Annotated in this window: 20 protein-coding genes; 12 read left to right on the forward strand and 8 right to left on the reverse strand. The window is 39.3% G+C overall.

All coding sequences use genetic code 11. The annotated features are described in order from the left end of the window. Positions 1-67 precede the first annotated feature (67 nt). From FEE42_RS03040 to aroA, 3 genes are all read left to right on the forward strand, one after another. The gene (locus FEE42_RS03040) at positions 68-472 is read left to right on the forward strand and encodes an H-NS family histone-like protein (RefSeq protein WP_059366562.1); all 405 of its coding nucleotides are present in this window, start codon (positions 68-70) and stop codon (positions 470-472) included. A 76-nt stretch (positions 473-548) separates the two neighbouring features. Continuing rightward, positions 549-1,385, forward strand: a complete 837-nt coding sequence (purU, locus tag FEE42_RS03045; RefSeq protein ID WP_164027687.1) for a formyltetrahydrofolate deformylase — start codon at positions 549-551, stop codon at positions 1,383-1,385. Then, on the forward strand, positions 1,385-2,704 hold the full coding sequence (aroA, locus tag FEE42_RS03050) for a 3-phosphoshikimate 1-carboxyvinyltransferase (RefSeq protein WP_164027688.1): 1,320 nt from the start codon (positions 1,385-1,387) through the stop codon (positions 2,702-2,704). The genes purU and aroA overlap by 1 nt, the downstream gene beginning before the upstream one ends. 62 nt (positions 2,705-2,766) lie before the next feature. Here the strand turns inward: aroA and FEE42_RS03055 are convergent, their stop codons facing one another. Genes FEE42_RS03055 through FEE42_RS03065 form a run of 3 tightly spaced genes read right to left on the reverse strand, consistent with a single transcriptional unit; the run spans position 2,767 to position 4,128 of the window. Beyond that, positions 2,767-3,231: an outer membrane lipoprotein gene (locus tag FEE42_RS03055; protein WP_164027689.1), complete on the reverse strand. Its 465-nt coding sequence runs from the start codon at positions 3,229-3,231 to the stop codon at positions 2,767-2,769. Between the two features lie 26 nt (positions 3,232-3,257). After that, positions 3,258-3,557: a hypothetical protein gene (locus tag FEE42_RS03060; RefSeq protein WP_059366571.1), complete on the reverse strand. Its 300-nt coding sequence runs from the start codon at positions 3,555-3,557 to the stop codon at positions 3,258-3,260. A 4-nt stretch (positions 3,558-3,561) separates the two neighbouring features. Beyond that, complete coding sequence (locus tag FEE42_RS03065; protein WP_164027690.1) at positions 3,562-4,128, reverse strand: VOC family protein; 567 nt, start codon at positions 4,126-4,128, stop codon at positions 3,562-3,564. A 79-nt stretch (positions 4,129-4,207) separates the two neighbouring features. Between FEE42_RS03065 and argS the strand changes: the two genes are divergently transcribed. Further along, positions 4,208-5,941, forward strand: a complete 1,734-nt coding sequence (argS, locus tag FEE42_RS03070; protein ID WP_164027691.1) for an arginine--tRNA ligase — start codon at positions 4,208-4,210, stop codon at positions 5,939-5,941. Between the two features lie 38 nt (positions 5,942-5,979). Here the strand turns inward: argS and FEE42_RS03075 are convergent, their stop codons facing one another. The 5 genes from FEE42_RS03075 to proQ form a co-directional block, all read right to left on the reverse strand. Continuing rightward, a complete protein-coding gene (locus FEE42_RS03075) occupies positions 5,980-6,606 on the reverse strand; it encodes an MBL fold metallo-hydrolase (RefSeq protein WP_164027692.1) in 627 nt (208 codons plus the stop codon). A 53-nt stretch (positions 6,607-6,659) separates the two neighbouring features. Then, positions 6,660-7,220: a peptidoglycan L,D-endopeptidase MepK gene (gene mepK, locus FEE42_RS03080; RefSeq protein WP_077582897.1), complete on the reverse strand. Its 561-nt coding sequence runs from the start codon at positions 7,218-7,220 to the stop codon at positions 6,660-6,662. A gap of 74 nt (positions 7,221-7,294) precedes the next feature. After that, positions 7,295-8,758, reverse strand: coding sequence for a L,D-transpeptidase family protein (locus FEE42_RS03085; RefSeq protein ID WP_164027693.1), 1,464 nt, complete (start codon positions 8,756-8,758; stop codon positions 7,295-7,297). A gap of 62 nt (positions 8,759-8,820) precedes the next feature. After that, positions 8,821-10,896, reverse strand: coding sequence for a carboxy terminal-processing peptidase (gene prc, locus FEE42_RS03090; RefSeq protein ID WP_164027694.1), 2,076 nt, complete (start codon positions 10,894-10,896; stop codon positions 8,821-8,823). Between the two features lie 34 nt (positions 10,897-10,930). Continuing rightward, positions 10,931-11,572, reverse strand: coding sequence for an RNA chaperone ProQ (proQ, locus tag FEE42_RS03095; RefSeq protein ID WP_164027695.1), 642 nt, complete (start codon positions 11,570-11,572; stop codon positions 10,931-10,933). A gap of 210 nt (positions 11,573-11,782) precedes the next feature. Here proQ and FEE42_RS03100 point away from each other — a divergent pair, with 210 nt between their 5' ends. From FEE42_RS03100 to torA, 8 genes are all read left to right on the forward strand, one after another. Then, positions 11,783-13,048, forward strand: a complete 1,266-nt coding sequence (locus tag FEE42_RS03100; RefSeq protein ID WP_059368839.1) for a paraquat-inducible protein A — start codon at positions 11,783-11,785, stop codon at positions 13,046-13,048. After that, positions 13,023-15,698 carry a PqiB family protein gene (locus FEE42_RS03105; RefSeq protein ID WP_164027696.1) on the forward strand — a complete coding sequence of 892 codons (2,676 nt, stop codon included), beginning with the start codon at positions 13,023-13,025 and terminating at the stop codon, positions 15,696-15,698. Before FEE42_RS03100 ends, FEE42_RS03105 begins: the two co-directional genes overlap by 26 nt. Positions 15,699-16,202: 504 nt before the next feature. Beyond that, positions 16,203-17,318 carry a spermidine/putrescine ABC transporter ATP-binding protein PotA gene (gene potA, locus FEE42_RS03110; RefSeq protein ID WP_059366591.1) on the forward strand — a complete coding sequence of 372 codons (1,116 nt, stop codon included), beginning with the start codon at positions 16,203-16,205 and terminating at the stop codon, positions 17,316-17,318. Continuing rightward, positions 17,305-18,165, forward strand: a complete 861-nt coding sequence (gene potB, locus FEE42_RS03115; protein ID WP_059366592.1) for a spermidine/putrescine ABC transporter permease PotB — start codon at positions 17,305-17,307, stop codon at positions 18,163-18,165. The genes potA and potB overlap by 14 nt, the downstream gene beginning before the upstream one ends. Continuing rightward, positions 18,165-18,935 (forward strand): spermidine/putrescine ABC transporter permease PotC, encoded by a 771-nt coding sequence (potC, locus tag FEE42_RS03120; RefSeq protein ID WP_059366594.1) that lies wholly within the window; start codon positions 18,165-18,167, stop codon positions 18,933-18,935. Before potB ends, potC begins: the two co-directional genes overlap by 1 nt. A gap of 133 nt (positions 18,936-19,068) precedes the next feature. Beyond that, positions 19,069-20,151, forward strand: a complete 1,083-nt coding sequence (locus FEE42_RS03125) for an extracellular solute-binding protein (RefSeq protein ID WP_059366596.1) — start codon at positions 19,069-19,071, stop codon at positions 20,149-20,151. A 249-nt stretch (positions 20,152-20,400) separates the two neighbouring features. Continuing rightward, positions 20,401-21,498: a NapC/NirT family cytochrome c gene (locus FEE42_RS03130; RefSeq protein WP_164027697.1), complete on the forward strand. Its 1,098-nt coding sequence runs from the start codon at positions 20,401-20,403 to the stop codon at positions 21,496-21,498. A 30-nt stretch (positions 21,499-21,528) separates the two neighbouring features. Further along, positions 21,529-24,009 (forward strand): trimethylamine-N-oxide reductase TorA, encoded by a 2,481-nt coding sequence (gene torA / locus FEE42_RS03135; RefSeq protein WP_164027698.1) that lies wholly within the window; start codon positions 21,529-21,531, stop codon positions 24,007-24,009. Positions 24,010-24,038 lie beyond the last annotated feature (29 nt).

Consider the following 24,038-nt stretch of genomic DNA (forward strand, 5'->3'; position numbering starts at 1 on the left):
GAATTAATTTCGTTATCATGAGCAACTAAGGTTTATATTTTTACACATCATAAAGTAGAGGTTTATTATGGCTGATTTAATCAAAATATTTACTAACCGTCACAGTATTCGTGCAGTAGTACGTGATTTAACATTAGAACAAGCTGAAAATACATTAAAAAAACTTGAAGAAGCGATTGCTGAAAAACGTGTACAAATGGAAGAAATTCAACAAGCAGAAATTGAACGTAAGGCACGTATCGCAAAATATAAAGAATTAATTAAGCAGGAAGGAATTACTGCTGAAGAATTGCAAGCCATTATCGGTACTTTCTCGTCGAATTCCCGTAAAAAGCGTAAACCGCTCCCTGCGAAATATAAATACACGACAGAAAACGGGGAACAAAAAACATGGACCGGTCAAGGGCGTACTCCAAGCGTAATTCAAAAGGCATTGGATGCCGGTAAGTCTTTATCAGACTTTGAAATTTAATTATTTCCTCTCTCTAAAGAACCCATATATCTTATGGGTTCTCTTTTATCTATAATAAAAGCATTGTATTAAGACTATGATCGAAAAGAAAATACTTCTTACCGATTGTCCTGATGATAAAGGATTGATCGCTAAGATTACCAATATTTGTTATAAGCACCAATTAAATATTTTACATAATAATGAATTTGTTGATTTTGAAACAAAACATTTCTTTATGCGCACGGAACTTGAAGGGATTTTTAATGAAACAACATTACTTGAAGATCTCAAATATAGTTTACCGAAAGGGACAAATTGTCGATTAATTAGCTCAAAACGCAAACGTATTGCCATTTTAGTCACAAAAGAAGCACATTGTCTTGGTGATATTTTAATGAAAAATTATTATGGCGCGCTGGATGTAGAAATCGTTGCAGTTATTGGCAATCATAATAATTTACGGGAATTAGTCGAGCGTTTTAATATTCCATTTCATTACATTAGCCATGAAGGTTTAAGCCGCGTTGAACATGATAAATTACTTGCGACAAAAATTGACGAGTATGCTCCGGATTATATTGTACTAGCCAAGTATATGCGAGTTCTCAATCCTGAGTTCGTAGAGCGCTATCCAAACAGAGTAATTAATATTCATCACTCTTTCTTGCCTGCATTTATTGGCGCAAAACCCTATCATCAAGCCTATGAACGCGGTGTAAAAATCATTGGAGCTACTGCACATTTCATCAATAATGAGCTGGATCAAGGCCCAATCATTATGCAAAATGTAATTAATGTAGATCATACTTATAGCGCAGATGCGATGATGCATGCCGGTCGGGATGTAGAAAAAACAGTTCTCAGCCGTGCACTTGATCTAGCACTGCACGATAGAATTTTCGTTTATAAAAACAAAACAGTGGTGCTGTAATGGAATCAATTACTCTCATGCCAATTAAAGCGGTTGAAGGCACAATTAACCTTCCCGGCTCAAAAAGTTTATCTAACCGAGCTCTGCTTCTAGCAGCATTAGCTAAAGGCACAACAAAAGTGACTAATTTGCTCGATAGTGATGACATTCGTCATATGTTGAATGCGCTCAAAGCACTCGGAGTCAATTACCAACTTTCTGAGGATAAAACGTCCTGCGAAATTAAAGGTTTGGATGGTGCGTTTAATATTCAAGGTGGGATTTCTCTTTTTCTTGGTAATGCCGGTACAGCAATGCGCCCGTTAAGTGCAGCACTTTGTTTGAAAGGCGAAACAGAGGGTGAAGTGATTCTTACCGGAGAACCCCGAATGAAAGAACGCCCTATTCGACATTTAGTTGATGCGCTTCGCCAAGCAGGTGCAGACATACATTATTTGGAAAACGAGGGTTATCCTCCTCTTGCTATTCGAAATCGTGGTATCAAAGGTGGAAAAATAAAAATTGACGGTTCAATTTCATCTCAATTTCTGACCGCACTTTTAATGGCAGCACCCCTTGCAGAGAATGATACGGAAATCGAACTAATTGGAGAGTTAGTTTCCAAGCCTTATATTGACATCACGCTGGCAATGATGAAGGATTTCGGTGTAGATGTAAAAAACCACGACTACAAAACTTTCCGTATTCAAGGTAACCAATCTTATCTTTCACCCGGTACATATTTAGTAGAAGGTGACGCCTCTTCCGCCTCTTACTTTTTAGCGGCCGCAGCGATCAAAGGCAAAGTAAAAATCACAGGTATTGGAAAAAATTCCATACAAGGCGACCGTTTATTTGCTGAAGTGTTAAAAAAAATGGGCGCTAAAGTAACTTGGGGAGCGGATTTTATTCAGGTGGAAAAATCCAAACTTCACGGAATTGATATGGATATGAACCATATCCCTGATGCCGCAATGACTATAGCAACAACCGCACTTTTTGCTGAAGGTGAAACAACTATTCGCAATATTTATAACTGGCGTGTGAAGGAAACCGATCGTCTCAGCGCAATGGCAACTGAATTAAGAAAAATCGGAGCAGAAGTTGAAGAAGGAGAAGATTTTATTCACATTCAACCGCTTCCATTAAACAAATTTCAACATGCAAATATTGAGACCTATAATGATCATCGTATGGCAATGTGTTTTGCTCTTGTTGCTCTGTCAGATACCGCAGTCACTATTCTTGATCCTCAATGTACGGCAAAAACCTTTCCCACATTCTTTGAAGAATTTGAAAAAATTTGTATAAGGGAATTAAATAAATACGGGAAATATTAGACAGTGTTTAAAAAACTAAAAAAGCGAACATGATATTCGCTTTTTTCATGGAATAAAATCCATTAGTTAATTACAGAAACATTGAGTGATGAACCACCTACAATTTGCACTCTTTTCCCAGCAACAAATTTAGGATCTGCTTTTTGCACGACAACAATGCTTTTTCCGTCATCTTTCTTAATTACAAGTTCCACAGCATTTACTTGGCTCGCTTTTTCTTCAACTTTGCTACCAGCTATAGCACCGGCAATCGCACCTACAGCCGTAGCGATTGCTTGACCGCGACCACCACCGATTGCACTACCCGCAACACCGCCAAGTACACCACCGCCGACACTACCGATTACGCCCTGATTATCCGCTTGAATTTTTACCGGACGAACAGAAACTAATGTACCGTAACTAATTGAACGGGCTTCCTTTGCCTGACCGGCAGAATAAACATCACCACTAAAAATATCAGTATTCGCACAACCTGTTACACCGAGCGTAACAGCAAGCGCTAGTGCTACTGCCATTTTTTTCATAATTAACCAACCTTATAACTTATAAATTAAATCGGATTTCTTGGAGACCAAGTAGAAATATTTTTTAAACCGTTTCCATTATCAGACACTTTTACACAAGCTCCCACCACTAAAGTTGAATCATACGCGTGGGTAACTGTTTCTGATTCGCCCTCAACCTTGTAAGAACAATTATTTTTACGAATAGTCAATTGAAGGTTTTCACCTTTCATTTCACTAAAAATTACTTGACCTTTATACGCACTTTCATCTTTTTGGTTATTTGATGAACAAGCTGCCAAACCTAAGCTTAATAAAACGGTCAATGCTAAAGTCATTTTTTTCATTGTGCTAAACCTCGAGTATTTTTTTAATAGAATAAGGGTGAACTTTAATACAAGTATCATTTTCGCTTTTATCGACGAAACTCACTGCAATAGAAGGATTTGCTAAACGTTCCCCTTCAGCTTTAGGTTCACTCACTTTTATTGTTAATTCGGATAATCGTTGCCATAAAAATTGCTTATTGATTCGTTCAACCCAATCTTCAGTCTGCTCATCTGGAAGGAAAGGAACAACAATCTCAATATGCTCCCAAGTTTCTTGAGGATATTGTTTATTTTTAGGAAACGGTAATTCAATAACATCAACAAATTGCCCGGCAAAGGCAAAAGGCTTGTCTAATTGAATTAAATAGATAGACCGACCGTTAATGATGTTACCGGACAAAATTCTACCGCACTTTAATAAATGTGTCAGCCAATTTTTGGCTTTTTGTTCACTATTTACCCGCAAAGCAAGATGATCGATTTCATAATCAGATAAATTAATCTCCATCATATTCGCAAGCTCTTGAATTTTTCGCTCAAACTCCTCTAATTCTTCTTCAAGTTCGATTAGATTTTCGTTTAATTTCATATTCTCCCTTTGAGAAATCAATAAAGAACGCTATCATAATCCATTATTTTTAATATTCAATTTAAACACAGGAAAAAGCGTGAATATCCAATCTATTTTATCCGATAAAATTAAACAAGCGATGATAGCAGCCGGTGCTGACGAATCTTGTGACGCACTCGTACGTCAATCAGGAAAACCTCAATTTGGTGACTACCAAGCAAACGGTATTATGGCTGCCGCAAAAAAAATGAATTTAGCCCCACGTGAATTTGCACAAAGTGTATTAATGAAGGCAAATCTTGCGGATATTGCAGAAAAATTAGAAATTGCCGGTCCCGGTTTTATTAATATTTTCTTAAATCCAAACTGGATTGCAGAACAAATTTCCCACACACTTAACCAATCTAATTTAGGTATTCAAACTCTAGATAAACAAACTGTTGTGATTGACTACTCTTCACCTAACGTAGCTAAAGAAATGCATGTCGGCCACTTGCGCTCAACAATTATTGGCGATGCCGTCGCGCGTACGCTTGAATTTCTAGGACACAAGGTGATTCGTGCCAATCATGTGGGAGACTGGGGAACCCAGTTTGGGATGTTGATTGCTTATCTTGAAAAAATGCAAAACGAAAACGCAAGTGAAATGGAATTGCAGGATTTAGAAGCCTTCTATCGAGAAGCTAAAAAACACTATGATGAAGATGAGCAATTTGCTGAGAAAGCCCGTAATTATGTGGTGAAACTGCAAAGTGGAGACGAATACTGCCGTTCTATGTGGAAACAATTAGTGGACATCACTATGCAGCAGAATCAGCATAATTATGATCGTTTAAACGTGACCTTAACGGAAAAAGATGTTATGGGCGAAAGCCTTTATAATCCAATGTTACCCGGCATTGTCGAGGATTTAAAAAAGCAAGGATTGGCGGTTGAAGACGATGGTGCGCTTGTCGTGTATTTAGATGAATTCAAAAATAAAGAAGGCGAACCGATGGGGGTCATCGTACAGAAAAAAGACGGCGGTTTCCTTTACACGACTACCGACATCGCTGCGGCAAAATATCGTTATGAAACATTGAAAGCCGATCGGGCTTTAGTATTTTCCGATACTCGCCAAAGCCAGCATATGCAACAGGCATGGCTGATTACCCGTAAAGCGGGTTACGTACCTGATAGCTTTTCATTAGAGCACAAAAATTTCGGAATGATGCTCGGTAAAGATGGCAAGCCATTCAAAACCCGTACCGGTGGAACAGTAAAATTGGCAGATTTATTAGATGAAGCCATTGAGCGGGCGACAATATTAATTAACGAAAAAAGCAATAATTTGTCTAATGACGAAAAAGCAGCCGTTGCCGAGGCGGTGGGAATTGGTTCGGTGAAATATGCGGATCTTTCCAAAAACCGTACCACAGATTATGTATTCGATTGGGATAATATGCTCAGTTTTGAAGGCAATACTGCGCCTTATATGCAATATGCCTACACGCGTATTCGTTCAATCTTCAACAAAACTCAGGTGGAATTGACCGCACTTTACAACACTCCGTTAATGCTAATTGATGAAAAAGAGCGTTCCCTTGCTATCAAGCTTTTACAATTTGAAGAAGCGGTGCAAACCGTTGGCAGAGAAGGTACGCCTCATGTCCTTTGTGGTTATTTATATGAATTAGCCGGTGCATTTTCTTCGTTCTACGAACACTGCCCAATTCTAAATTCGGAAGATGAAACGGTTAAGTTAAGCCGTTTAAAACTGGCTTTATTAACGGAAAAAACCTTAAAACAAGGGTTAGATTTGCTAGGTATTAAAACCGTTGAAAAAATGTAGTTATTTCAAATAAAGGCACGAAAATGTGCCTTTATTTTTTACTTTAAGAAAGGATTAGTGGCTTTTTCACGTTGAATAGTGGTATAAGGGCCATGACCGGCAATAATGATCATATCATTATGAAGCTTAAATAATTTCTCACGGATAGAAGAAATAAGCTGTTCATGACTCCCTTGAGGAAAATCCGTTCTTCCTACACTGCCCTGAAACAATACATCACCGGTAAAAGCAAATTTTTTCTCTTGCTCAATGAACCCAATATGGCCGGGAGTATGACCGGGTAAGTGCAAAATATCAAATCGAAAATCCCCAATATTAACCACCTCTCCCTCATTCAACCAACGATCCGGTAAAAACGCTTTAATATTTGGTAAACCAAAACGTTCAGCCTGCTCCGGCAGACTATCGAATAGAAACCGATCACTTTCTTGTGAGCCCCAAATTTCGACATTAAAGTGCAGTTTAATCTGCTCGGCCGCACCAACATGATCGAGATGGGCATGAGTCAGTAAAATGGCTTTTAAATTTACTCCGAATTTTTCAATTTGCTGAATTAGTTTTTCCGCTTCTCCTCCCGGATCAACAATAGCGGCATTTCTTTCATTATCCCAAATCAAACTACAATTTTGTTGGAAGGGAGTAACGGGAATAATCTCAATATTCATTTTTTTCCTCATAACAAAAACCGCACCAAAGTGCGGTCAATTTTTCAATACTTTTACACGCCCCGCCAAGTTCTTACCGGGCCGGTATCCACATGGATAAAATTGCTACGCGGATAAAATCCTACCCCACCGTTATTCAGTTTTTCTGCCGTCTGTTTGATTTTCACTAATGATGTACCATCAATACGAAAATCCACCGCTTGACCTTTTACATGATAGCTATTGCTTGCAACTCCACGGCTTTGGCGATGACGCATTGCATTGGTAGCCGGAGATCTATAACCACAAATGATCTGAATTTCAGCGGTTTGTAGCCCTAAATTACTTTGAATACGATAAAGTTTCAGAAATAAGTTCGGATCCATTCTGTGAATTTGGTTTGTTCGTTTATCCCGCATAAAATAATCAAGCTTTTTCAGCATTGATGTTGAAAATCCACCCTTTGATGAAAACACGCCACTTAGACGTTCACCAGTATTAACATTGCGAAGTGCCAAAATACGGGGTTTAGCAGTAGAAACCATCGCTAAAACCGTATTAGGCACAATACTTGCACCCAATACGATACCGCCTAGAGATAGCCATTTACGTCGGCTTTGATTAATTTTATTCATTATTTTCTCTTATTTCATTCTTTCGTTTTTCGACTTATAAAGATAAGTCTTAGTTCACTAAAGTGCGGTCAATATTACAAATATTTTTTTACGATATTCCAGTTAATTTCACTGTCGCCAATGACACTATCATATTTGTAAATATCCGGTAGCACTTTAGTTTGACCGTTTTCAACCCATGCCGTGACATAATATAGGAAAACAGGATTATCCGACCGAATACTAGCTGAAGTCGTTTTCTTACTTGCCAAAACACTTTGTTTACGATTATCCGACCAACCGGCTTCTTTTAATAAAATATCGGCAAGTTGGGAGGATTTTTCCACACGAACACATCCTGAACTTAGTGCCCGATCTTTACGCGAGAAAAGACCACGATTCGGTGTATCATGTAAATAAATAGCATCTGAGCTCGGCATATTAAACTTATAATTACCTAATGCGCTATCCCCCGGCGCTTGGCGAATACGGTATGGAAAATTTTTACCGATTTTATTCCAATCAATGGAATAGGGATCAACGCTATTTCCTTTACTATCAAGAATACTATAGCCGTGTGCAGCCGCATAACCCGGATTCCGTCTTAATTTCGGAACAATATCTTCATTAACCAAACGTGTCGGCGCATTCCATGGCGGATTCACAACCACATTACTTAATTTACTGTACATAACCGGTGTACGGCGCTGATCTTTCCCTACAATGACGCGAGATTCTAATACTAGTCGTCCATCGCGATAATATTGCAACTGATAGCTTGGGATATTCACAAAAATACCATTATGAAAATCAGGGATTACCCGCAAACGTTGTGCATTAATCGCTAACTTTTTACCGGTCGGTGTTAAACCCGAACCGGATATCATTGACGACAAAGCTTGAATAGTTTGTCGATAATGTGAATTATCAGTAGATAAACCTTCCACATAAGTTAAAACGTCATTATTTTTAACCGCACTTAACCATTGTTGAATTTGCTCATCACTTGGTGTCTGTGGCTTGTATGAATTAGAAGCATACAGCCAACGTTGCGCCTGCTGGATCACGTTTTTACTGTAATACATATAGTCTAAAAACGCGTCAGTCAAAAGTACATCATACGTTAGGCCACCGTTCTGCTCTGCTTGACTTAAACTCTCCAAAGACTTAGCCGAACGTTTGGAAATACTACTCGCAACCATAGCGGCATATTCCCGCAAAAATTGTTTTTCCGCAGATTTATCTTGCCACAATAAATCATATTTATTATCCGCATAAAGTTTTGCAAGAATAGGTTTAAACTGTAAATTTTGCTCACCGATCTCGTGAGTAAGAGACATCTCAAGCATAGCTTGCTTTTCAGCCGCCAAACGGACTTGATCTTCTTTGATTTCAGCCTCTAATTTAGCCCGTTCTTCAGGGGAAAGTTTCGACATATCAAGCGTCGATAGACGAGGAGGTGAAACCGTCTCTTTAGCCCAATCCGCCAACGCACAACCTGACACCATCATTGATAGTGATAAGGCCAGTGCGCTCAACTTAACCATACCTTTTGACATAAGCGTTCCTTTAAAGATTTATAAAACAGACCGCACTTTATTCAAAGAGCGGTCAAAATTTATTATTTTTTTATCACTGATTTATTTGATTCTTGTTGAATATGTGCATTTGGTTTTTCTTGTTTTAAACTCAATTTCACCAAATCCGCCGCCATTTTTTCAGCTTCTTTTAAGAAGAAATCCGGTGCTTCATAATCCTTCGGCAAAGCATCAATATTTTTTAATAATTTCTTCCCTTCGCGTTTAAAACGATCATTGATATTTTTCAAACGTCTCACATCATCACTATCATTTTCGGCTTTACGTTCTTGATAGTTTAAAGACATAAATTTGCGATCACGGCGTTCATCACGAATTTTTAATTCTTCATTCAACGCAATAAACTCAGGTTCTTTCTCAACACGAGCTTGGTGTTTTTTCTCTAATTCTGAAATATATTGGCGAACATTGCCCGTTTCCGAATAAGAGGATGCCGGAATTTTATCCCAAGGCAGTGCATTATCCTCTTTTTCTTCACCATATTCTTTCGCATCAATAATTTCAGGGAACTGAATATCCGCAGAAACGCCTTTCAACTGCGTGGATCCACCATTAATACGGTAAAATTTTTGGATAGTATATTGCAAAATCCCTAAAGGAGTTTGATCTAAGTCATAAACAAAATTCAATGAACGGCTTTGCTGCACAGTTCCTTTACCGAAAGTATTTTGTCCAACAACAATACCGCGATTGTAATCTTGCATCGCCGCAGCAAAAATTTCTGAAGCGGAAGCACTAAAACGGTTAATCATAACCAATAACGGCCCTTTATATTGCTCTGCACGATCATCGTCTTCATGTACACGGATACGTTGGTAAGCATCACGAACTTGCACCACAGGGCCGTCGGTGATAAATAAACCGCTCAATGCCACCGCTTCAGTCAAGGCTCCGCCTCCGTTCTCACGCAAATCCACAATCAAGCCTTTAACCTGTTTTTTCTCAGCCTGAAGCAATAATTTTTTTACATCTTTCGTTAAACCGATGTAGAAGCTTGGAATTTTAATTATCCCGATATTTTCACCCTCGACTTTCTCAACAGTTAATTTAGCAGCTTGATCTTCAATACGTACTTTATCGCGCACGAGGGTAATAATACGTGATTTTCCACCTTTAGCAGGTTCAACCTCAAGACGAACCTTCGTACCTTTTTTGCCTTTAATTTTGTCAACAATATCTTCTAGACGCCAACCAACTATATCCTCGATTTCACCTTTTTCCTGTCCGACACCAATAATTTTATCGCCGGCTTTTAATTTTTTGCTACGCTCCGCCGGTGCACCGGGAACAAGCGACTTAATGCTGGTTTCATCATCCTCTGATTGCAGTGTTGCACCGATCCCCTCTAATGAAAGATTCATACTTTCGTTAAAGCTTTTTGCGGTACGTGGTGAAAGATAACTGGTATGCGGATCAATTTCGCGTGCAAAAGCATTTAGATACACCTGAACAATATCATCCGCTTTCGTTTGCGTTAAACGGCGAATTGCTAAATTATAGCGTTTTGCCAGTTTGTTTTTAATTTCCGACCATTTTTTATCTTTTAGTTTTAAATTAATTACATCATTTTTTACACGTTCTTCCCAAAGACGGTTTGCTTCTTCTTCCGTTTTAGGAAAATCCGCTTTTTCACGATCAATTTCAATTTGATCTTTACCGTTTAAATTCGGTTCTTTATCTAACAATGAAAGTGCATAGACATAACGTTCGTAACGACGTTTCATCATTAAATCATAAATTGCAAAGGCGGCTGAAAGATCACCTTGGTTTAACTGATCATCCAACCGCGTACCGTATTTCTGACGTAATTCATCGATATCCGATTGTAGAAAAGTATTCCGACTATAATCCAAACTTTTGATATAACGATCAAATATCTTCTCTGAAAAAGCATCATCAAGTTGAAATTTTCGATAATGAGACTGTGTTAAGCGCGTTGTCGCACGTTTTGTCGCCAACAGATTTTCTTCCGTTGCTGAAGGAATCTGAATATCGCTTAACTTCAACTTAGATTCGACAGCAAACCCCAAATTGGAGTGAAGGAACAATGCACTTAATATAGCAGTAGCTAAAATACTTTTGGTCATTATCAATTTCATTTAATCTTTTCCCGATAAAATATCAATATTGCGATTAGGCGAATAAACGATCAGACGTGATATTCATTACTAAGCCATTTTCAAGTTCTACACGTGCCGAATCTTTTAATACTTCAACAACAATGCCTTTCTTAGCACGATCGCCTACTTTTACTTTAACAGCCGCACCTTTAGAAAGTGTGGATAAATCAACCGCACTTAATTCAACTTTTGGTTTACGCACTGACTTCAAATTATTTTGGCGACGCGGTTGGCGTTTTTGTTGCGCTTTTTTTGCCGCCAATTCCGCTTTGCGTTTCTCAGCAAATTTTGCTTTTGCTTCAGCAAGTTGCTCTGCCGCATGTGCAACATGTTCAGCGTCCAGTACACCCGCCGGATTACCATACAAATCCACACGTTCTGCCCCTTCACGACAGCCGTGTAAATAACGCCAGTTGGATGTATATTGGCGAAGCGCATGGCGTAATTGCGTTTTACTTACCCGCTCATCTTCCTTTAAGGCTTCGACTAAATCTTGGAACAAACCGATTTTTAACGGTTTTGCCTCACCTTCTAAAATAAAGCAAAGTGGAAATTTTTCCGCTAAATAAGCAATAATTTCCTTATTGTTTGTCAGTTTTTGTGGGTTTGATGATGTTTTTTCAGTTTGTTGAACATCAAGTTGGGCATCTGTCATTTTTTGTCCTAGGATTGAAATAAAAAACTTGCGTAGTTTATCGCACTTTTATAAGGATTGACAATGTTCCAAACAAGTTTAGAGAACAAGTTATTTGTTACGCTATCAATTTAAATAAACGTTTGTTCATTTAAACTTCACAAATACAGAGGAATAAGGATAGAATAGTCAATCTTTTTTGACCGCACTTTGTACAGCAAAAATATTATTATGGCGACTACACCGAATCTTGCAAACATTCACAATAAAATCACTCGTTGCAGTGAATGCGATAAAGTCGTCTCGGTACCTTATCCGTTGCCCGAAAATGAACATGCAGAGTGCCCTCGTTGTCATCATGTATTAAATACAACAAATCGTTGGTCGTTACATCGCTGTGCGATGATTGCACTCTCAATTCTTATTTTAATGCCCTTTGCCTTAAAATTCCCTCTATTAAGCATTGATTTACTCGGTGTAAAAGTGAGTGCCTCTGTATGGGAAGGAATTTGGAAAATGGCGACTGCGGGCTACCAGTACACCGCTTTTTTGGTATTTATTTGTGCCGTCTTAATGCCGATTTCTTTCGCTCTCTTGGTTTTAATGTTATGGTTCGCTAAGTTACTTAATATGCGTCCACGTAATGTGTTACTTTTTTTAAGCTATATTAAGCCCTGGGTGATGTTTGATGTTTATCTCGTAGCACTCGGTGTATCAATGTTTAAAGTGCGCGAATATGCTGCATTGGAAATTGATGTCTATTTACTAGCGTTTATATTTACCGCTCTTTTAACCACATTATTATTTATCAAAATTAATCTGAACGAACTATGGGACGAATTTTACCCCGAACACAAGAAAATGCTTTCATCAACAGAAGATAAAACTGAATTATGCACCGCTTGCAATTATTCGTTTCCTCATTCAGACATAAAACAGATAAATAACCGGCATATTTGCCCTCGTTGTGACTCACATTTAGATCTCCCCGAGTCAATAAAATTACAGCGTACTTGGGCAACCTTGATTGCCGGTATTATTATGCTTTTTCCAGCAAACCTATTGCCAATATCCGGTGTTTATCTGACCGGTGTTTTAAGCGAGGATACATTGATGTCTGGTGTAATTTCATTTATTGAAATGAAAAGCTATTTTGTTGCCTTTGTTGTATTTTTTGCCAGTATTTTTGTGCCAATTAGTAAAATTTTAATTATGCTCTATCTACTTGCCTGCGTTCACTTTAACTGGCAACACTCTATTAAATGGCAAATACGTTTATTACATATCGTACACTTTATCGGACGTTGGTCCATGCTTGATTTATTCGTTCTTGCGTTAATGATGTCACTTGTCACGCGGGGGCAGATTATTAATTTTACAGTGGGGCCGGCAGCTTTTTACTTTGGTGCAGCTGTATTTCTCACAATGATTTCAACCTCACAATTCGATAGCCGACTTATTTGGAAAATTTATGACCGAAAAACAACAACCGAATAATGAACATTCAACGAATCACACTATAAACGTTGATTCGCAATATAAAACGATTCAAGCCGTTTTACGTAAAAACCGAAAAGTTTCGCCCTTTTGGTTGTTACCTTTTATTGCCCTTTGTATCGGTGCAATTCTTTTCTTCCAAATTATTGAAGAACAAGGTAAAACAATCAAGATTACGTTTACAAACGGATCCGGTTTAGTCGCTGATAAGACACCGATTCGCTATCAAGGACTACAAATCGGTGTCGTCAAGAAAGTCAACTTTACCGATAATATGCAAAAAGTCGAAGTCATTGCCAATATCTACCCTGAAGCGACCGGAGTACTGCGTGAAAATACAAAATTTTGGGTAGTACAACCAAGCGTCTCGATTGCCGGTATTTCAGGTTTGGATTCTCTCGTTTCGGGAAACTATATTACGCTACAACCGGGAGACGGCGATACTGAAGATCAATTTATTGCCCAAGAAAAAGGCCCTATCGCCCAAGTTTCTCCCGGTGATTTGTTAATTCATTTGGTTGCCGATGATTTAGGATCAATTTCTATCGGCTCTTCCGTCTATTTCAAAAAATTACCTGTTGGTAAAATTTATGATTATCGCTTTAATGAAAATAATAAAGTTGAAATTGATGTCGTCATTGGCAAAGAATATACGCATTTTGTGAAAAAGGACTCACGCTTTTGGAATATCAGTGGCGTGACCGCAAATATTAGTCCGTCCGGTTTAAACTTCAGTATGGAGAGTCTCAATGCCGTTGTACAAGGTGCCGTTTCTTTTGATTCACCGGTAAACAGTGCAAATGCAACCGAAAATACAATCTATACACTCTACTCAAGCTTACAAGAGGCTAAACGTGGCATTGAAGTCAGTATCACGCTACCAAATGTTGCCGGTTTAGAAGCTGGCCGTACAGATGTCTATTTTCAAGAACACAAAGTTGGCGTACTTTCAGCACTCACTGTTGATGAAAATAATGAAGGTATGCTAAAAGGTACGTTACTTGTTGATCCGAACCAAATAAATTTATTAAAAACCCATACCCATATTATTTTTCGTAACAAAAAACCGAGTTTGGCTGATTTAGCCGATCCACAACGTTTTTTCCGTGGCGATTACTTTGAAATCATTCCGGGTGATGGAACAGAAAAATTGCAATTTGATGTGGTTAAAGAAAACGAATTACTGTTAAAAGCACCAAATACGCTGGTAATTAAACTCACCGCGCCGGAAAGCCACGGTGTATCGGAAGGGCAATCCGTTTATTACAACAATATTGCAATTGGTGAAATTGTTAAACAACAAATTAACGTAGAAGGTGTCGAATACCAAGTGGCTATTGGGTCCGCATATCGGAATTTAATTAACCCAAATACGCTTTTTGTCGCAGCTTCAAACTTCGATGTCAATTTAGGCATAGATGGGGTTCGTTTTGAATCCGCCCATCCGGAAAAATGGCTACAAGGGGGCATTCGTATTATTGCGAAAAAAGGCTTAGGCAATGCACTCAAAACTTACCCGCTTTACAAAAATACACAAAATGCGGAATCCGGCATTACCGGCAATTTAGTCGAACCCGATATTACGTTAAAAACTTCAACGTTACCAAGTATCAGTAAAGGCTCTCTCATACTGTATCATCAATATGAAGTAGGTAAAATTACCAATATTCAACCTCAAACAAACCATTTTAATGTGGATGTTTATATTTATCCGCCTTATAAACATTTATTAACGGATAAAAGTATCTTCTGGGTAGAAAGTGCCGCCCAAGTGGATATTACTCCGAAAGGTATTAGTATTCAGGCAACACCTATTGCCCGCTCGTTAAAAGGAGCAATTAGTTTTGATAACAGCGGTTCAGGAAAAAATAACACATTGTATCCAAATGAGCTGCGGGCAAAATCTGCCGGGCAAGTAATCACTCTGACCGCAGATGATGCAACAAATTTGAGCAAAGGTATGAGCTTACGCTATCTAGGATTGTCTATTGGTGAAGTTGAAAGTATTACGTTAGATCCGAAATCACACAAAATTACCGCAAAAGCCCTTATCAACCCTAATTATATGGGCATGATTGCTAAAGAAGGGGCAACCTTTAAGATTATTTCACCGCAGATTTCAGCTGGAGCAATTGAAAACTTAGATAGTTTATTACAACCCTATATCGATGTGGAAGTCGGAAAAGGAAAAGCTAAAACGCAGTTTAATCTTGCACAAACTTCGCCGAGTCGCAATAAATACAGCAACGGCGTGCCGTTTATTCTTGAAACCAATGATGCGATGAATTTAACGGAAGGTTCACCTGTGCTTTATCGTGGTGTCGAAGTTGGAGCGATACGTAAATTTGATCTCAATGATTTGGGTGATCGCGTGCTTATTCATATTGCGATCACACCAAAATACCAACATTTAGTACGTAAAAATTCTGAATTTTGGGTATCATCCGGCTATGACTTCAGCTTAGGTTGGAAAGGAGCGGAATTTAACACCGGTAGCGTTCAACAACTACTGAAAGGCGGCATTTCATTTTCTACTCCGTCAAGTACTGTTGTTCAACCACAAGCCTCGGCAAATCAGCGTTTTTTATTACAAATTAAACGCCCTGTAAAATCACCTGATTGGAATTCAGGAGCCCTCCCTAATCAATAAAAATGACGAAAAATTTAACCGCACTTTTGATGGGGTAATCAAAGTGCGGTTATTTTTTCTGCTCTTTTCAAAATGCATAAAAAAATCCCCTGCTGAAACAGGGGATAAAAAAGGAATTTATGAATAAAATCTCTAAAGTTTAGCTTTATCAAAAGGAATCTCGATAAAACGCTAGCGATTATATTTACATATCTTTACAAAAGCAAGACAAAAATTTACATTTCTCCTGATATTAGTTATTCAGACATATTTCTGCTATAAATTTCAGCAAAACGCCCATCAATTAGTGAAAAAATCAACTCATAAAACAGAAAGTGCGATAGATTTTTCACCTTCTTTTGAACGCGGTAATTTTTTTTATGTTCAAGTGTATGAAATCCTTTTCATTATTAACAATTCGCTATATCATAGGCGCTTGTTTTTATGTCGCCCCTGCAACTTTGCAGGTCTTTATTTCTACTCAGTACCAACTTATTGGTGAAATTAGGGAGAAAACCAAAGCTAGTGGAAAATCCGGTTCAAAACAAGCCTATCATTGAGCTTCGTTCAGTCAAAAAATCTTACGGTTCTAACACCATCATTAACGATTTTAACTTAACCATTAATAACGGTGAATTTGTCACTATTCTTGGCCCTTCCGGTTGTGGTAAAACAACAGTTTTGCGCTTATTGGCAGGCCTAGAGGAACTAGATTCCGGTCATATTATTCTGGACGGTGAAGACATTACCAATGTCCCTGCAGAAAAACGCCACATTAATACGGTTTTTCAAAGTTATGCGCTGTTCCCACATATGACCATTTTTGAAAACGTGGCTTTCGGCTTACGTATGCAAAAAGTACCCGAGGCTGAAATCAAACCCCGTGTGTTGGAAGCCTTGCGCATGGTTCAGTTGGAAGAGATGGCAGATCGTAAACCGACCCAATTATCAGGCGGCCAACAGCAACGTATCGCTATTGCCCGTGCAGTAGTTAATAAACCGAAAGTATTATTATTGGATGAATCATTATCTGCTTTAGATTATAAATTACGTAAACAAATGCAATACGAACTTAAGGTATTGCAACGCCAATTGGGAATTACCTTTATTTTCGTCACCCACGATCAAGAAGAAGCGATCACCATGTCCGATCGCATCGTGTTGTTACGTAAAGGTAAAATCGCCCAAGACGGTTCGCCACGAGAGATTTATGAAGAACCGGCAAACTTATTTGTCGCACGTTTCATTGGTGAAATTAACGTCTTTAATGCAACCGTAATTGAACGTAAATCCGAGAACGTGGTACTGGCAAATGTAGAAGGTCGTGTCTGTGATATCTATACCGATATGCCGGTAGAAAAAGATCAAAAACTTCAAGTTCTCCTTCGTCCTGAAGATATTGTGATTGAAGAACTTGATGAAAATGAACAATCTAAGGCAATTATCGGCCATATTATTGACCGTACTTATAAAGGTATGACATTAGAATCTACCGTAGAATTTGACCATAACGGTATGCGTGTACTTGTGAGCGAATTCTTTAACGAAGATGATCCTCATATGGATCACAGCGTCGGACAACGTGTGGGCGTTACATGGCACGAAGGCTGGGAGGTTGTACTCAACGATGAAGATAATTAATAACAAATTTCAGAAAATTACTGTTGCAATTATCTTCGCTTGGCTAATCTTCTTTGTGCTGATTCCAAACCTATTGGTATTAGCGGTAAGTTTTTTAACCCGAGATGGTAGCAACTTCTACACTTTGCCGTTTAACTTTGATAACTACATCAACCTGTTCAACCCGCTTTATGCGCAGGTGGTGTGGAATTCCTTGTATATGTCCGGCATTGCAACGATTATTTGCTTACTGATTGGCTATCCGTTCGCCTTTATGGTCAGCAAAATTCACCCGAAATACCGACCGCTCTTATTGTTTCTTGTGGTATTACCATTTTGGACAAACTCGTTGATCCGTATTTATGGAATGAAAATCTTCCTCGGTGTGAAAGGCGTACTGAATACTATGCTAATGGAAATGGGGATTTTGAGCGAGCCGATTCGTATTTTGAATACGGAAGTTGCGGTTATTATCGGTTTAGTTTATCTACTTCTACCGTTTATGATTCTTCCGCTCTACTCTGCCATTGAAAAATTAGACGGACGTTTACTTGAAGCCGCAAAAGACTTAGGCGCAAATGCATTCCAACGTTTCTTCCGTGTTATTTTGCCATTAACCATGCCGGGTATTGTTGCCGGTTGTTTATTAGTACTATTACCGGCAATGGGAATGTTCTATGTAGCGGATTTATTAGGCGGAGCGAAAGTCTTGTTAGTAGGGAACGTCATTAAGAGCGAATTCTTGATTTCCCGTAACTGGCCGTTCGGTTCTGCAATTAGTATCGGTTTAACGATTTTGATGGCATTGCTTATCTTCGTTTACTATCGTGCAAATAAACTACTAAATAAAAAAGTGGAGTTGGAATAATGAGCCGTTTACTACGTAATATCTTTATATTTGTGGTATACGCTTATTTGTATATCCCAATCATCATTTTGGTAACCAATTCTTTCAATGCCGACCGCTACGGTTTGAGTTGGAAAGGATTTAGTTGGAACTGGTACGAGCGTTTATTCAATAACGATACCTTAATTCAAGCGGCGATCCATTCGGTAACCATCGCATTTTTTGCCGCCACCTTAGCAACCATTGTGGGTGGCTTAACCGCAATCGCATTGTATCGTTATCGTTTCCGCGGTAAACAAGCGGTAAGCGGTATGTTATTTATTGTGATGATGTCGCCGGATATCGTTATGGCCGTGTCTTTGTTGGCATTGTTTATGGTTGTAGGGATTTCATTAGGTTTTTGGTCATTACTCTTGGCACACGTTACCTTCTGTTTACCTTATGTTACCGTAACAATTTTCTCCCGCTTAAACGGATTTGATTCCAAAATGTTGGAGGCAGCAAAAGACTTGGGAGCGAGCGAAGTAACGATTTTACGCAAAATCATTATTCCGCTTGCCTTACCTGCAATCGTTTCAGGTTGGCTATTAAGTTTCACCATCTCACTGGATGATGTTGTGGTTTCCTCATTTGTGAGTGGTGTCAGCTATGAAATTTTACCGTTACGTATCTTCTCATTGGTAAAAACCGGCGTAACACCTGAAGTCAATGCACTGGCAACCATCATGATTGTGCTTTCATTAGCACTGGTAATTTTAAGCCAACTCATTACTCGTAAAAATAATTACTAAGACATAATAAAAGGTTTCACAAACCTTTTAATATCAAATAGAATACGCCTTGACGCACAATCAAGGCGTTTTTTTATACCTACAATTCCTGTAGGTGGTTTTTTTACCCCTCTTTTACGGAGAACAAACAAAAATGAAAAAATTTGCAGGTTTAATCACCGCCGGTTTGGTGGCTGCAACCTTAACAGCTTGTAATGATAAAGAAAGCAAGTCTGAAAATGCAAACGCACCGGCTACTGCTAATGATACTGTGTACTTATATACTTGGACTGAATATGTTCCGGATGGTCTATTGGATGATTTTACCAAAGAAACCGGCATTAAAGTTATCGTTTCAAGTCTTGAATCAAACGAAACCATGTATGCAAAACTCAAAACCCAAGGCGCAGCCGGCGGTTATGATGTTATCGCACCTTCTAACTACTTTGTGTCAAAAATGGCACGTGAAGGGATGTTAAAAGAACTTGATCACAGTAAATTACCTGTAATTAAAGAATTAGATCCTGATTGGCTCGACAAACCTTATGACAAAGGAAACAAATACTCGCTTCCTCAATTATTGGGTGCACCGGGTATTGCGTTTAACACCAATACTTACAAAGGGGCAGATTTCACCTCTTGGGGCGATTTATGGAAACCTGAGTTTGCCAATAAAGTACAATTACTAGATGATGCCCGTGAAGTATTTAACATTGCACTGTTAAAAATTGGTCAAGACCCGAACACTCAAGATCCGGCTATCATCAAACAAGCCTATGAAGAATTATTGAAATTACGTCCAAATGTTCTTTCTTTCAATTCTGACAACCCGGCTAACTCTTTCATCTCCGGTGAAGTAGAAGTCGGTCAGTTATGGAATGGTTCCGTGCGTATCGCTAAAAAAGAGCAAGCACCATTAGACATGGTATTTCCAAAAGAAGGCCCTGTACTTTGGGTTGATACCTTAGCGATTCCGGCAACTTCAAAAAACCCTGATGGCGCACATAAACTTATCAACTATATGTTAGGTGCAAAAGCAGCTGAAAAATTAACCCTCGCGATTGGTTACCCAACTGCCAACGTTGAAGCGAAAAAAGTATTACCAAAAGAAATTACCGAAGATCCGTCAATCTATCCAACAGCTGAAATATTAAAAAATAGCCATTGGCAGGATGATGTAGGTGATGCAATTCAATACTACGAACAATATTATCAAGAATTAAAAGCGGCGAAATAATCCCGACTAATTCAAACACTTTTAAAGTGCGGTCAAAATTTCTTGTATTTTTGACCGCACTTTTTCCCGCCCCCCCAATCATTATAAAAATCACTATATAATGATTTAAGATAAAAACGCTTAAAAATCCTCTTATATCCCACTTCCTTGACTTAGATCATCACTCATTAACTCAATTTCTTTAAAATACTGTTAACTATTAATAGTTATTTATCTTTTTATTATTTTTTATCAATTTGGAGTACATCTATGTCAAAAACAACCAAAATTCTGACCGCACTCTGCTTTATCGGCATAGGGGCAATGGCGTTGTGGGGAACACAAACAATTATGCATAAAACCAGCTCACCGGAATTTTGTGTTAGTTGCCATTCCATGACTCACCCGCAACAAGAATGGGAAGGTTCAACCCATTTTGCGAATGCAAAAGGTATTCGTGCAGAATGTGCCGATTGTCATGTTCCGCAAGAAGGCTGGCATTATCTGAAAGCGAAATTCATCGCCCTGAAAGATGTGTGGTATGAATTGCAAGGCAAACTGGATTCTAAACAGAAATACGAAGCACACCGAGCAGAAATGGCACAACGCGTATGGGATGAAATGAAATCAACGGATTCCGAAACCTGTCGTAGCTGCCACAGTTTTGATGCAATGGAACTTTCCGCACAAGCAAAATTAGCCAAACAAACCCATATTAGCGCAAAAGCCAATGGACAGACCTGTATTGATTGCCACAAAGGTATCGTACATTTCTTACCTGAATCTCACGGTGATGAAGGGGCACAATCAGTAACCTCTTTAGGTGGGAATATCACTCAAGATTCATCTATTTATGCAGCAGAAATGACTTCGGCACAAGGTGAACAAGGCGGTGATATCCGACTAATGCCTTATGCGGAAATAACGAATTGGCAAGCAAAAGGCGAGCAATTACAGGGTACCCTACACGGCTGGCAACAAGTTGGCGCAGATTCTGTGATTTATCTAGAATTAGGTAAACGCATTACCGTCGCATTAGTCGATGAAGAAGCGCGTAAAGGTATGAAAATCCTACAAACCAAACATGATGAAGTAACCGATTCCGATTGGAAAGAAGTGAGCTTTATTGTTTCTGTACCAAAAGAAAAAATGTCGTCAGATTTAACCGCACTTAATCAATACGGTAGCCAGTTAAATCAAGCAAATTGTAGTAGTTGCCACGCAGCAATTAGTGCCAATCACTATACGGCAAACCAATGGATTGGTGTAGTGAATTCCATGAAAGATCGGACTTCTATGAATAAAGATGAAGTGCGTGCTTTAACTATTTATTTACAACGTAGCGCCAAAGATATGGCTGCGAAATAATTCACTTCTCATGTTAAAAACGAGGTTGAAATGAAAAAGAATAATATTAATCAAAAACGCCGTGACTTCTTAAAAAATACATCCCTTGGCGTAGCAAGTGCGTCGCTTTCTAGTGGTATGGTCGGTGCGGTGCTGTCTAAAAGTGCGGTTGCAGCAGAGCCTGAATTAAAAACTGTTGTCACCGCCGCACACTGGGGGCCAATTGGCGTGGTAGTGCAGGACGGCAAAGCGGTAAAATCCGGCGCAGCCATTGAACCCGCTGTTCCTAATGAATTACAAACCGTGGTCGCCGATCAACTTTATAGCGAAACCCGTGTGAAATACCCAATGGTACGCAAAGGCTATTTAGAAAATCCGGGGAATAGTGATACAACCATGCGCGGGCGTGATGAGTGGGTTCGGGTTTCTTGGGAACAAGCGCTTGATCTTGTGCATAACCAACTCCATAAAGTGCGCCAACAACATGGCTCAAGTGCGATTTATGCCGGTTCTTACGGTTGGTTCAGTAGCGGCGCACTTCATGCCTCCCGTACACTATTACAACGTTATATGAATATTACCGGTGGCTTTGTAGGTTATAAAGGCGACTACTCTACCGGTGCGGCACAAGTGATTATGCCGCATGTACTTGGCACGATTGAGGTCTATGAACAACAAACCAGTTGGGAAGTATTACTTGAAAGCAGTGATATTATTGTGCTTTGGGGGGCGAATCCACTCACTACATTACGTATTGCTTGGATGTCTTCGGATCAGAAAGGAATCGAATATTTCAAAAAATTCCAAGCCACAGGTAAACGCATTATCTGTATCGATCCGATAAAAAGTGAAACCTGCCAAATGCTCGGTGCGGAATGGGTTCCTGTGAATACTGCAACGGATGTGCCGTTAATGCTAGGAATCGCTCATACCTTAGTAAGCGAAAATAAACACGATAAAGCATTCTTAAAAAAATACACAACAGGTTACAGCAAATTTGAAGATTACCTACTCGGTAAAACAGATGGTCAACCTAAAACTGCGGAATGGGCAAGCAAAATCTGTGGTGTACCGGTGGAAATCATTAAACAATTAGCAAATGATTTTGTTACCAAACGCACCATGCTAATGGGCGGATGGGGAATACAGCGTCAACGTCACGGTGAACAATCCCACTGGATGTTGGTTACCCTTGCCTCGATGCTTGGTCAAATTGGTTTACCGGGTGGCGGTTTTGGTTTTAGCTATCACTATGCAAATGGTGGTGTACCAACAGCTACGGGCGGTACTATTGGTTCAATCAGTGCAACTCCGTCTGTCGGAACGGGTGAAAAAACCTGGCTGGATGACGCGGCAAAATTTTCTTTCCCTGTGGCTCGTATTGCAGATGCCCTACTCAATCCGGGAAAAACCATTGACTACAATGGGACAAAAATCACCTATCCGGAGATTAAAGTCGTATATTGGGCGGGCGGCAATCCATTCACACAGCATCAAAATACAAATTTATTAGTAAAAGCGTTCCAAAAACCGGAAACCGTCATCGTTAATGAGGTAAATTGGACACCAACAGCCCGTATGGCGGATATTGTTTTGCCGGCAACAACAAGTTACGAACGTAATGATTTAACCATGGGTGGGGACTATTCTATGTTCTCAATTTACCCGATGAAACAAGTTGTAGCACCGCAATTTGAGGCAAAAAATGATTTCGATATTTTTGCCGAACTCGCCAAACGCGCAGGGAAAGAAGAGGAATTTACCGAAGGCAAAACGGAAATGGAATGGCTGGAAGATTTCTATAAAACCGCCTTCACTGCCGCACGTCATAATCGTGTTGCATTGCCTCGTTTTGAACGATTCTGGGAAGAAAACAAACCGTTAATGTTTGAAGCAAACGAAACAGCAAAAAAATGGGTACGATATGCGGAATTTCGTGAAGATCCGCTACTCAACCCGCTTGGAACACCATCAGGCAAAATTGAGATTTACTCTGATGTCGTCGCAAAGATGAATTATGACGATTGTAAAGGTCATCCGAGTTGGATGGAACCGGAAGAATTTGCCGGTAATACCACTGAAGACTATCCGCTTGCGTTAGTCACACCTCATGCCTACTATCGTTTACACAGCCAATTGGCTCATACTTCATTACGCCAAAAATATGCGGTGAATGATCGTGAACCGGTATTAATTCATCCTGAGGATGCCAAACCACGCGGTATTGTTGATGGGGATATAGTTCGTATCCACAATGTTCGCGGTCAAGTATTAGCCGGTGCAGTGGTTACCGAAGGGATTATTAAAGGCACACTCGGATTACATGAGGGAGCATGGTATGATCCGCTCGACCTAGGTGAAAGCGAAAAACCGCTATGTAAAAATGGCAGTCCAAACGTGCTTACCCGTGATGAGGGGACGTCTAAATTAGCGCAAGGCAACTCGCCGAATACTTGTATTGTACAAGTGGAAAAATATACGGGTGTCGTGCCGGAAGTGACGGTGTTTAAACAACCTAAATACTCGGTATAAAACAACAGAAAAAACTAACCGCACTTTTG

This window comes from Rodentibacter caecimuris, assembly GCF_010587025.1.
Lineage (GTDB): Bacteria > Pseudomonadota > Gammaproteobacteria > Enterobacterales > Pasteurellaceae > Rodentibacter > Rodentibacter caecimuris.